Source organism: Lacihabitans sp. LS3-19, from assembly GCF_024343575.1.
Classification (GTDB): Bacteria; Bacteroidota; Bacteroidia; order Cytophagales; family Spirosomataceae; genus Leadbetterella.
The window spans coordinates 23,971-36,031 of sequence record NZ_RJUA01000022.1 but is presented as its reverse complement, the minus strand read 5'-3'; the positions used below and the strand labels follow the sequence as shown (position 1 = coordinate 36,031).

The window sequence follows — 12,061 nt, the reverse complement described above, 5'->3', positions numbered from 1 at the left end:
CTGGCACCCAACAATAAGAAAACTGGTGGCAAAATAATATCAAGTAAAGTCCCAAAAGGAAGTAACCGGCTAAAAATAGCCCTAAGAAATGCGGCGAATGCAATTGGGAATTTAAAAGACTCCACTCCATTAAGGGATTTTTTCCAAAGAATCAGTTTTAAAAAAGGGAGGGTGTCAGCTATAAGTGCAACAGCACGAAAATTGGCCGTGATAGTATGGAATATGGTAACAAAAGGCACCAGATACATAAACCCCGAAGGCTATTTGTTTTTAGACCAAAAAAGAAAACTAGGTTTGGTCAAAAGAATTCAAAAACAAATTGATAAATTTGGACTAACTAATGCCGAACTGAACATTACAAGTACTTGATTATCAATACAAAACAAAAACGTTAGTCAGAATCCGACATTTTTGGGTCAAAAAAAGAAAACTTGCTAACGGTAGAAATACCAAAAGCGTAAAAATATTAATCGAATGAAAGCTCGATTTACTAATTGGTGCATGCAGAAATGTTAGCCCGATCAGAATCCTGGAGATGGGAGCATTGTCAAAAGAAAATTGGCGGAGCTTTAAGCTACCCCGTTCACAATATTTATTAATTCCAAAAGCATGCTCCTGATTCGATTATTTTTTAAATTATGTTTTACAAAATAGCTCAATATATTTGGGTAAGGGATTTTTTGTTCATTAACCAAATATTGGCTAAATTCGACGTAAAATCGTTAGTCACAAGCAATAAACGAATTAAGAATATAACCAAATGTACTATTCACCGAATACACTCCTAAAAACTTAAGTTTTCGACTGAATTTGATAATTAACCAAATTACTAATTTAAAAATTCAACCATTTTATGGCAGAGAAGGAAGAGCTTCATGAAAGCAAATATTTAGGCAACAACTCAAAAAGCGAAGAAGGCTTATTTTGGGAAACATTTGGTTATTTCCAGAATTTGAATGATCCTTGGAGCAGATACGATCAAGTAAAACTAAACGATGCTTTGAAAATAATGTCGCAAACCAACATAGAAAATATTCAAGATACTATTGAAAACAAAGGGGAATATTTGCAAGCAATTGACGATATATGTTGGAAAATTTCGGAATCAAAGGTTATCTATAAAGAAAAATTAAAAAATAATGAAGAAATATTTCAAGATATAATTATCGGAGGTATTTTAATATCTCAAAGTTATGGTTCCTCAGTTAGGGCAAATGGTAAATTTAGATACTTTACTCAGGAATTAATGGAAATAAAACCAAACTTTTTTATGACATATTTGTCCACAATACAGCATTTAGAAGATAAAATATGGTTTTTGTTTGATACCTATTTAAAGAATATAAATTTATCTAATTCAGAATGGGAAAGATCGCTACAAGTAATTCTTCCTGAGCTCGAAAAACTAGAAAATACCTATTATCAAAAATATAATATTGATTTAGATTTAGCAGGTCATATTGGAAAAGACTTAGTTAATTTCAAAAGACATAATATCAATAAGTATTCGACTCAATTTGTAATAAGTGAATTTCACAAATACGTAACTCATAAAGTTCAAACTGATTTAAATTATTTTTTCACTGTCCTATTTTTATCTAAATTTTACTTTTATCAAGATTTTAATTTTGATTTTTTAGAAAATATAGCCAATGAAAAACTATGTCTTGAAGAAAAGCAAATTTTCGCAATAATAAATCCATTAAGTGAAGTGTCTTTTAATCAGGACTTTTTTAATTCTCTAATTAACATCTTATCAAATTGGAGTATATCAAACAATTGTAGTTTATACTTGATTAATGAAATTTGCAGCTTAGCATGCATTAACTATCATGGATTTAAGTTGAAAAATCAAGTTTTTAACATTGTTCAAAATTTAAGCAACAAGAATTTATCAATAAATAAAAATGACAAACTTTGGTATGAAGTAATCTGTTCGTCAATCTTAAGATTCGACAACTTACAGCCTAATAATCAGAGAGTTATAGAGAAAATAATAGAAGATATTTCTGGTTCCAAAGTTGAAGGGGTACTCCAAAAAAATATTTATGATGTTAATGGTGATGAGGGTATTGGTATACATCCAGAAAATTTAGAATTATTTAATAGTCATTTAGCAAAAAAAAACATTCCATATCAATTTATTGAGATAAGACATGACTTATTAATCAAAAGCAAGGATATAATTCATTCTCAATTTAAATTTGATGCCATTGTTTTGGTGAATGAATCTATTTATAACCAATTCAGAGAAAGATTTATTGACGACAAATCCTTTGTATTATCAGATAAGAAACAAATTAGTTTTGGTAGGTTTAAGTACATTACTACAAACTCAAAGGCAGTCTTTAATTCAATTGGATACAACAAAGAAATTTTACCTTACTTAACACCTAATATCCTAAAAAGGCCTAAAGAATCTAATAGTAGTGTGCAATATGCTGTTCATAAGATCGGCTTTTTTTACAATGATGATGGCTACTCTGCTGAAATAACTAATGGAACATTAATAAATACTACAAGTAGTTTAAAGGATGCACAAAGTATTAAGTCTAATTCTGATTTAAAGACCTTGAGAAAATTAAAAGGTAGTGCTCTAATTGAGTTTTACATGTACGAGGAAAATGTTAATGAAATTAAATCTGAACTAAGGACTTTTTTCAAAAAGCACTTTAACACTGACGATATTAATTCGTTTCCGGAAATTGATTCTGAAGAAACAGCAAGTGAATTATTAAATATACTAAATTTGAGTTTTCATAATATCATAAAATACGAAAATCAAATCGATTCTTTCGATTTTGAGAATTTGTCAAATGAAAACGAATGTTGGGAACCATAAAATGAACGCATTTAAACACTCAGAACTTTCTGTAAGAAGAAGAGGAGGAACGGTGAATGATTATTTGCCTATTCATTCATTTATTGATTCTACTAAAGAACTATGCAGTGATAATCGACATAGAATTTTACATACTTTGTGGGGAGTTCGTAGAGTAATTATTCCAATTTTTGGTGAAACATTGAAGAACAGCGATGGGAAAATAATTAATGTTAAAGACTTGTGTGAACAAGACCACATTTTGCCAGATTACAGCAACAATTTTATTCCAACTTTGAATGATTTTTCTTTGCAACTATCAGAAAATTTAGATTTTAGTTTGATAGAAGAAATTATCAATTTAGAAGATTATGACCCTGATATGAAGGAGTTATTACTTTCTCCATTAGCTATAACTGGTAGCAAAAAATCATTGTTTTTTACTCACAATTCGTGGTTTATTAATGAAATTCTACCAAAAATATTTAATAGTAAACCTGAAATAAGAGAATTTAAAATTTCTCCTTCTTATTTTTTTGACTCCATGAATTTTTCATTGTGGATGGATAATGGGAATAGTTTTCCAGAAAGTGCAAAAAAAATAAAAAGTATGATTGTGGGTTAAACAGATTTAGTAATGTCTAAAATCTATTGAAATAAAAAGGCCGATTTATAACACAAGGCTTGAAGTAATGCTAAGATATGAGCAATTTCAAAGTATATCGCAATTTGGAAAACTGCCAAATCTTTGATTTGGCACATTTATGGAAGTAATTAAAAGGATCCAAAACAAAGATTTGGCTATAAAGTATGCGAGCGTCTAAGCTTTTAAATCGCACTACTTAAAGCCCAACCGTTACTTAGAAGTTTAGAAGACACCCTAAAATAATTTATAGAATGAAACTGGAAGATGTATTTATTGAAACTGTAAAAATACTTTGTCGTGATGTTCTGAGAATTAATTGTAGGAATTTAAAAATGACCTGATAGTTAACTGTTTTAATATTAGTAAGTACCAAAACCAAACAGAATATGAAATCAATAAATATTTCTATTAGAAAGATAATTATCTTTTGTGTTTTTCTAATCCTTTTAATAGGTATTTATATGATTTGCGGAAAACTAACAAGTCCGTACGGGGTTCAAAAGGTAAGCTTTACTCCATCAAAATCAGAAACATTTACAAAAGGCAATTTGAGTTTTACAATATACAGAGCTAGCACTGGTGTTAATCAGGATATCATTTACCATTTTCATGGAAGAAACTTAGATAATACAATCTGGAATGACGACACATATTTTACATCATTGATTCAGTCATATTGGCAAAAAACAAATAAAAAGCCCCCAACAGTAGTGCTAATTTCTTATGGCCCTGAATGGCTAATAACACCCAAAAACTCATTGATTGAAAGTGGCTTAATGGATGACTTTATATCCAATTTGCAGCTAATTGAATCCAAAATAGCTAAACCAAAAAATAGAATTTTGCTTGGTGAATCCATGGGTGGTTTGAATGTTTTAATCTTAGGACTTAATCATCCTGAATTGTTTTCGAGAGTTGCATCATTGTGTCCTGGTGTATATTTAGATTCTCCGTTTTCAGATTTTAATGAAATAAAAGCTGCAATGAAACGAACTGGGGCAGACCCTAAAATAGCACTCGGCATATATTTAATGGCAAAAAAATACGTCTCAAATGAGGAAGAATGGAAAAAAATTTCTCCAATTGATTTAATAAAAAAAGCCAATATGCACTATCCAGAATTGTATCTATCCTGTGGCTTATATGATAAATATGGCAATTATGAAGGCACAGAAGCCCTTGTTAACATTGCAAGTTCAAAAGGAGTTAAAACGCATTGGCACCCTTTGTATGGTGGTCATTGTGCCATCGACATTTCCTCATTAGCAGATTTTCTTATAATTAACTAATCGCCCTCCCTCATGTTCCAAAAGAAATATTAATGAAGGGGAGATGTGTATTTTCAAATAAAACGTGAAAAATCTGGTCATGTGCCATTTATTCGAAATCCATCATTAATTCAATTTATAGAATAATCAAACAACAATTATTAAATTAATAAAAATGGCAATTTTGGCAGTAGTTTTAGCTATTGGATATTTGGTATTAATCGTTTTAATGTGCAAGCAAGAGAGCCAAAAGCGAAAGATAAATTTCTTTATAGCAATTCCTATTTGTTTGATAATCAGCACTTTTTTCGGATATTTTGTTATTTCTAATTTTGGTTTACGGAATCCCAAAGGCTGCAAATGGTGCAACAATATTTATAATGAAGCCGAATTTTGTGGAGTTTGTAATAAAAATGAAGAGGGCAAAATATTGGAAGCCAAGTATTTGGCTTAAATAAAGGATCTTTCACTGTATTTTATAAAGTAATCTGCTCTTCCCCACGTTCCAAAGAAAATATCAAAACCTACCTCATAAAGAATTAATCACTTTTTTGCCTACCAAATAATATCATAAAAAAAATTGAATTTTAATTGTACCGACCGTTCTGTTTGATTACATTTGTCTTTTCAAATACCAAATTGAGTTAAAGATGAACATTAAACATGACAAAGTAAACGTACTGAAAACCGGAATGGCTTTGTTGTGCAGCAAGGGTTACAGCAATCTTGGCGTGGACGAAATATGCAAGGTTACGGGTATGACGAAAGGTGCTTTTTATAATGCTTTTAAAAGTAAAGAGCAGTTTTTGATAGAGGCGGTGCTGTTGTATGGAGAAAACAATGTGAAGCGGATTAAGTCGGAGCTGGAGCCCAATGGTCAAAATTCGGCTTTTGAAAGATTGCAAATGTTTTATCACAAAATGCTGAAAGCACAACCAAGAAATAATTTCACCGGATGTTTTATCAACAATATAATGTCGGAAATGGGTTTTGTGAGCGAATTGGTCGGAATAGAGAGCAGCAAAGAATTTGTAAAATTTATTGATGCCATAGTGCCGACCGTGATGGAAGCCCAAGAAAACGGAGAAATGAATAGAGAATTGGACGCAAGGCAGATTACAGAATTGCTGCATTCTACATTTTACGGAGTGCTAACCATAGCCAAAAGTTCACAAAATATTGATCAAAGTATTCTAACTATTAATTTATTATTTAACAATTTAAAGCCAAACCAAAATGCCTAAAATTACTACTATCAAAAGAGAGATTGAGATTGACCAAGTCAAAGAAAATGTTTGGAAAGCATTAGCAGATTTTGGAAATATCTGCCATGGTCATCCAGCTGTGAGTAAATCATTCATTACTTCAAGTCAAAAAGAAGGTATCGGAGCTACCAGACATTGCGATTTTACAATGATGGGTGCCAGTGCCGAAGAAAAAGTAACAGAATGGAATGAAGGAAAGAATATAAAAATAGAAGTGGCCGAACTAAAAAAAATGCCAGGAATAGATACCATGGCAATGGACCTTGCTATCAGAAATAGCGGTGACAAAACGATGCTATCTGGCACGATGACTTATACTATGAAAAACGGATTTTTTGATATTATGAATAGCCTGATGATGAAAAATATGAATGCCAAATTGGTAGACGGTATTATGGCTGGTCATAAACTGTACATAGAAACGGGGACTATCGTAAACGAAAAAACAAAGTTGGATTTGACAGCTGTTCAAAAATTAAACTAACTAAAGTTTTGGGGTTAAAAACAGTAATAAATTATTTACTTTGTGTGCCTTGCCAGGCGGGCATTCTTTTTTTTTGAAAAAAAAGAATCAAAAAAAACACTTTTTTTGCAATGATCCTGACTAGCCGTCCGCCTGTAAATTTCGCTAACAACGTTTTGGACTATAAAAAATCCTTTAGAAGCGAAATTTTACAACGGACTGCAAAAAAAATATAAGGACCAATAAGTATTTATTTAGAAATTATCAAAATACTGATATTTAGCATTTTAAAATTTTGACAATATATTAAATAATTGATTTTTAGTACTTTAATATACGCCGAAACTTTAGTTATACTAATAAATTCAAAATGAAAACATTCTTAATAGTTAACGCCATACCTAATACTGAGGATAAAGAAAGTTTTCAATCCTATCTTTCTCAAATCGTTGGGATTTTTGCAAAATTTGGAGGTAGCGGAATGCAAAGATGGAAGACGGTGGACCAGGTAATGGGAAAAGGTGGCATAAAAGCTATAGCTGTTTTTGAATTTCCTTCTGCTCAAAATATTAAAGACATGATAGCAAGTGAAGAATTTAATGCATTGAACGACCTTCGAAAAAAAGCTTACAAACAAGAGGTGGATTTGATGATTTGTGAAGCTTTATAGCATTCAATTTAACACTAAACCTAAGCTCTTCACTATGCCTTTTCAGGATATGTCGGAACAAAACAAAATAGGGTTTTTAATCACTTTTACCCTATTTTTCTAAAGCTTTATTGTACAAGCATAGCATCAATAAATACATACATTTGGTGATAATTTTAGCCTTTAGTCTAGGGAATATAGGATTCGGATTAAATATCCGAATCCTATTTCTTCGACATGTCGTTAAGAACATGTTGAAGAAAGAATTAGTATTTTTATTAAACGCTATAAATTTAGCCCTTTAAAAAAGAAAAGGAAGAATTGTTGTTTTAAATGTTTAATCCTCGCACATCAAACATTTTTGAGTTATTCATTCTAATTGAAAAAGTCCAAATTTTGTTGGTTTCAATCAGAAATTTTCTCGACAAAAAAGCCATACCCATCCGAATCAGTAATATACAAATTATTACATTGCAATTGCGAAGTGTTGAGGGTTTGAATTTCCATTGTAATGCTATCATAAAAACTACCAGTCACTTTTCCTGTATTGGCGTCTAACGAATAGGTTAATATATCAGCTACATAAACGCTATTCCCATTGTTGGTTCCATTTCTTTTTATATTTTTCATAACCTTGTCTTCAAAAGTTACAAATCCAGCTTTCATGGCTTTATCAGCATTAGAGTCTCGTCCAACTTTCTCATAATAAGCATCTTTGCCTTTGATTCGGATTTCGTATGGACCTCTGTCCCCAAATTCGTAGTAATACCAAAGGCCATCAGGTGTACATTCACCAAAATCAGACAATCCGTCAAATAATGAACTGCATGAGTTTGTAATCAAGACAATTAAAAATAAAAGTAAATTTCTCTTTATCATAAAATAAATTTTGTTTTTCATTATTAACCACAAATATATTTTTTGGTTTATGATATCTAAAAAAAATTATTATTTTTTTGAGGCATGAGCTGCTATTATTTTTCTTGTTTTTGGAGCCAGGTTTTTATTTGAGAATTACTCGAACTTATGAAATATAAAATGAATGCTATGAATTTTGCTAAAAGTGTTAGCATCAAATTTCGCAGATATAAATTTACCTTTTTTAGCAGTTTTGAGAATACATGGTAAGGCTATTTCTTCTCAAAATCTTTACAATAATATCACGTTCCTGTCGGGACATTGAGAGCCTAATAAAAAAAGTATTAAATTTTTTAATTTTAACTTGATGGATTCATTTTCCTTAATTGAATATTCAATTTGAGATTTTTTTGATCACTGATAATTTTAATCAAATATTGCTTTAGAAAACAAAACACACTAAACTCTATCAAACATCTGCCCGAAGCAATACCTTTACCAAATAAGGCTCATTTTGCGAATTGTAGGATTACTAATAGTTTTTAAAAACTCATTTTGAATCTTAATTTTGCCAAAATATCTTAAAAAAGCATAATCAACAAACAATAATGACTTTAGAAGAAATAGTGAATTACAGGCGTTCGGTAAGACTTTACAAAGATCAAGCGATAGATGCAGAGATTGTAAAAAATTGCTTAGAACTCGCAACTTTGGCTCCAAATAGCTCCAATATGCAGCTTTGGGAGTTTTACCATGTCACAGATGCTGAAACGCTGAAACAACTTTCGGTGGCATGTTTGAATCAATCTGCTGCAGTATCTGCCCAACAAATGGTGGTTTTTGTGACGAGGCAGGATAAGTATAGCCAAAGAGCTAAACAAATGATGGACTTGGAAACACAAAATGTCCTGAAAAATAGCCCTGAAGCCAAACAAGCCAAAAGAATAAAAACCTGGAACATGTACTATGGAAAAGTGATTCCGTTTTTGTACGCTCGTTTTTTGGGGATTTTGGGGCTTTTCAGAAAAATCATGGTAAACATTGTTGGGCTTTTCAGAGCGATCGTTTATCAAGTGTCTGAAAACGACGTCAGGGTAGTTGTACATAAAACCTGTGCTTTGGCTGCCCAAACGTTTATGTTGGCCATGGCCAATGAGCATTACGACACGTGTCCGATGGAAGGTTTTGATAGTAGAAAAGTAAAAAACATCTTGAATCTACCCTTGGGAGCTGAAATAAACATGGTAGTTTCCTGTGGCATAAGAGCAGAAAATGGCGTTTGGGGCGATAGGATGAGAGTGCCTTTTGAGGAAGTTTATAGTAGGATTTAGAAAAGATAAAGAATTTTCATTTTAGAAGATAATCACTTGTAAATTAGCACAATATCTTTGATTTAAAGTCCAATGAAGACTTTTAATATTGGCTCTCAAACAGCTTTGCTATTTACCATTACAATTGCTGTAGCCAGTCTTTTGGGTATTACCATCACTGGTTTTTATCAGGGTATTATTGTGATATTGATATTGTCGCTGGTTCCAATTTTTTCTAGATTTTTCGCTAAAAAGATAAACAGCAAGTCCGAAGCTTTTCGGAGGAGGTATTTCAAATCATTTACGATTATAAATTTGCTAACAATACTGGTAGTACTTTGGATGACCTTTGACATTCTGGTTGATAGGGTATTTAGTAAGCTAATATGAAATTGTAAATCATTTATACAAAATTTTAAAATTACCCAGCGTTCAAAATCCAACTTTCAGCACTTCATCATATTCCGGAGGACATGTCGAGGATATGTAAAAATAGGATTTTCTATCCTCATTATTTTATTTTTCAAATGATTTGGCTGCTTATGATTCTGTTTGGAAATCTTCACAATCTATCTTCCAAATTTCTTTCAGAATATTTTGAGATGAAAGTCAATTATTGTTGTTTTTGGTATTTGTATGTAGTTGATATTGTGTGATTTAAGTCTATGAAAAAGTGAATTTTTGTTGAATTTTAGGCTTCTGTTCAATAAAAATTGGATTTTTTTTGAGGAAATAATCAGAATAATATATAGGTTTGTGAACACGACAAAACAAAAATAAAATTAACAAATAGACATGAAAATTATAAGAAACTTCACTGGAAGAGCAAGCTTCCCCAATCCTGTTTTTTTTAATTGTTTTTCTTAATCTGAAATTAGACCTTTTATAGGTTTACCTGTGTTGTTTTGATTTCGTTTCGATAAGTCTGATGATTTGTCGAGGCAGATATTTCGAAGGAGTTCCATAAGTATATTATTTTATAATGTACTCATTAACAATTGTGTATGTGTTGTATGAATTATAAACCTAAAAAAAAAAGTAAAATGAAAAAAACAATTTTAACCTTAGTAATGATGGCTTTTTGGTCACTGTCTTTTTCTCAAAGTAAAAAAGGCTTGGCTAGAGTCAACAAGATAGACGGTATAGAGGTCTATTTTATGAACGAACCTTTAAATGATTATGATGTCGTATTCGATGTTGGTACGGGTTTAAAAGCCTCCTCTTTGTTGACGGGTGGCTTGGTAAATGAAGGCGTTAGTGAAAAAGCGGGGCAATTTGTAAGAAAAGCAATCAAAGAAGCCAAAGATGAAAAGTATGAGTTTGATGCGATTATTTATTCTTCAGGCAAAAAAATTGTAGCCGTAAAATTCAAAAAACCAAAAGCTGATTTAAAAATGTTGGCGAGGGTGCAAAAAATTGAGGGTGTTGAAATTTATATTTTAAGTGATCCATTGTTAGATTATGAGGTTTTAAATTCAAAAAAAGGTGGATTTAAGATGAAATCTGCTCTTACAGGTGGTTTAGTTAATAATTCAATCGAAGAAGATGTCTCACAGTTTGTTAAGAAACTTGTGAAAGATGCAGAGAAAGATAAAGAAGAGATTGATGGTATTGTGTATGGAGCGGGTAAAACAGCAGGCGGTATAAAATTCAAAAAATAGGAAGTAAATTAAGGAATTCTATAGGTCGGCATGTTGAATAAGGCGTGCCGACTTTTTTATATGCATTATAAATTCACTAGAGAGGATGGTCCTTTAAAATTGAAACTTTGTTTTTAAAGAATTTTCTAACACAACCCTTTGGTTTTATTTCGATTAAAATGCTGTTCAATTCTAAAATCCTCTTTACAATTAAAAATCCGGCAATTTTTTTTAACTGCTTTTCCAAAAAATCCATCTCCTAGCACATTATTCTTTAAAATATTTCAAGTTTTAAAGATGAACTTTATCTCTTCGAAATTCTGAAGAATAAACCATGTGATTTGATTCTGCTTTTTAAGAGAAGCATTCCCAAACATGCTAAAATGTGGCAATTATGCAAACATTTTCACGAATTGTGTAACACTTATGCGATGGCATTGGGGTAGCTTTACAAAAATGAACAATTCTTCAAGGGAGATTTTCTCGCAAAGCTGTTCAAGAAAGTTTTTTATTGTTCGAAAGTTTGAATAAAATCGAATTGTAAATAAAAACGAGACGGTAAGAAAATGTATCTGAGAAATGTCGAAAGGCGGTTTTTCGATAAGAAGTAAACAAAAAAAGAAATGGAACAAAACCGAGATTGGGACAAAGAGATTATAAACATAACAATGAAGATCCAAAAGGATTTTCCTGAACTTACCAAATTTATTGCTGAAATGCCCGTAAAAACATCAGATGAAAAGGGAATAAATGTTAAGAATCTAGAGGAATATTATAATTCTCTGGTAGACTTGATAGGTGAATATGCCGAAACGCATGTTAGTGCCAATAATCAGGCAAAAGTTGAGAATTTTCCAGGTTATCCGCTTTATCCAGCGTCGGAAGATATTTACCGAAAAGGCAAAAAAGAAATGGATATGAATCCTAGTGATCTATCTAAAAAGAAATCCCCAAATGTTGAAAAAGGCTTAATGAACGAAAAAGGTTTTGAGGATGATATGTCTGGGGATGACTTGGACGTGCCAGGATCGGAACTTGATGACCAACAAGAAAGCGTAGGAAGTGAGGACGAAGAAAATAACTATTACAGCCTGGGTGGCGATGCTCACAGTGATTTAGACGAAGATTAATAAAATTATAA

At 31.5% G+C, this 12,061-nt stretch carries 12 protein-coding genes and 1 pseudogene; 12 read left to right on the top strand and 1 reads right to left on the bottom strand.

Going from position 1 to position 12,061, the window contains the following annotated elements:
* The 8 genes and pseudogenes from EGI22_RS13700 to EGI22_RS13665 all read left to right on the top strand — a co-directional run.
* Positions 1–369: pseudogene (locus tag EGI22_RS13700) on the top strand (IS110 family transposase); the annotation flags it as partial.
* Between the two features lie 640 nt (positions 370–1,009).
* Positions 1,010–2,842, top strand: a complete 1,833-nt coding sequence (locus tag EGI22_RS13695; RefSeq protein ID WP_255069027.1) for a hypothetical protein — start codon at positions 1,010–1,012, stop codon at positions 2,840–2,842.
* Position 2,843: 1 nt separating this feature from the next.
* On the top strand, positions 2,844–3,446 hold the full coding sequence (locus EGI22_RS13690; RefSeq protein WP_255069026.1) for a hypothetical protein: 603 nt from the start codon (positions 2,844–2,846) through the stop codon (positions 3,444–3,446).
* A gap of 407 nt (positions 3,447–3,853) precedes the next feature.
* Positions 3,854–4,756 carry an alpha/beta hydrolase-fold protein gene (locus EGI22_RS13685; protein ID WP_255069025.1) on the top strand — a complete coding sequence of 301 codons (903 nt, stop codon included), beginning with the start codon at positions 3,854–3,856 and terminating at the stop codon, positions 4,754–4,756.
* Positions 4,757–4,910: 154 nt separating this feature from the next.
* Positions 4,911–5,189, top strand: coding sequence for a hypothetical protein (locus EGI22_RS13680; RefSeq protein ID WP_255069024.1), 279 nt, complete (start codon positions 4,911–4,913; stop codon positions 5,187–5,189).
* Between the two features lie 196 nt (positions 5,190–5,385).
* The gene (locus tag EGI22_RS13675) at positions 5,386–5,979 is read left to right on the top strand and encodes a TetR/AcrR family transcriptional regulator (protein WP_255069023.1); all 594 of its coding nucleotides are present in this window, start codon (positions 5,386–5,388) and stop codon (positions 5,977–5,979) included.
* On the top strand, positions 5,972–6,484 hold the full coding sequence (locus EGI22_RS13670; protein ID WP_255069022.1) for an SRPBCC family protein: 513 nt from the start codon (positions 5,972–5,974) through the stop codon (positions 6,482–6,484). Before EGI22_RS13675 ends, EGI22_RS13670 begins: the two co-directional genes overlap by 8 nt.
* A 349-nt stretch (positions 6,485–6,833) precedes the next feature.
* Positions 6,834–7,133 (top strand): DUF1330 domain-containing protein, encoded by a 300-nt coding sequence (locus EGI22_RS13665; protein WP_255069021.1) that lies wholly within the window; start codon positions 6,834–6,836, stop codon positions 7,131–7,133.
* Between the two features lie 384 nt (positions 7,134–7,517).
* Here the strand turns inward: EGI22_RS13665 and EGI22_RS13660 are convergent, their stop codons facing one another.
* Positions 7,518–7,991, bottom strand: coding sequence for a hypothetical protein (locus EGI22_RS13660; RefSeq protein WP_255069020.1), 474 nt, complete (start codon positions 7,989–7,991; stop codon positions 7,518–7,520).
* Positions 7,992–8,578: 587 nt separating this feature from the next.
* On the opposite strand from EGI22_RS13660, the gene EGI22_RS13655 reads away from it, so the two are divergent.
* The 4 genes from EGI22_RS13655 (at position 8,579) to EGI22_RS13640 (ending at position 12,050) form a co-directional block, all read left to right on the top strand.
* Positions 8,579–9,301 (top strand): nitroreductase family protein, encoded by a 723-nt coding sequence (locus EGI22_RS13655; RefSeq protein WP_255069019.1) that lies wholly within the window; start codon positions 8,579–8,581, stop codon positions 9,299–9,301.
* Positions 9,302–9,373: 72 nt separating this feature from the next.
* Positions 9,374–9,670, top strand: a complete 297-nt coding sequence (locus EGI22_RS13650; protein WP_255069018.1) for a hypothetical protein — start codon at positions 9,374–9,376, stop codon at positions 9,668–9,670.
* Between the two features lie 653 nt (positions 9,671–10,323).
* Positions 10,324–10,941, top strand: a complete 618-nt coding sequence (locus EGI22_RS13645; RefSeq protein ID WP_255069017.1) for a hypothetical protein — start codon at positions 10,324–10,326, stop codon at positions 10,939–10,941.
* 602 nt (positions 10,942–11,543) lie between these two features.
* Entirely contained in the window at positions 11,544–12,050 is a 507-nt protein-coding gene (locus EGI22_RS13640) for a hypothetical protein (RefSeq protein ID WP_255069016.1), read from the top strand.
* Positions 12,051–12,061: the final 11 nt, after the last annotated feature.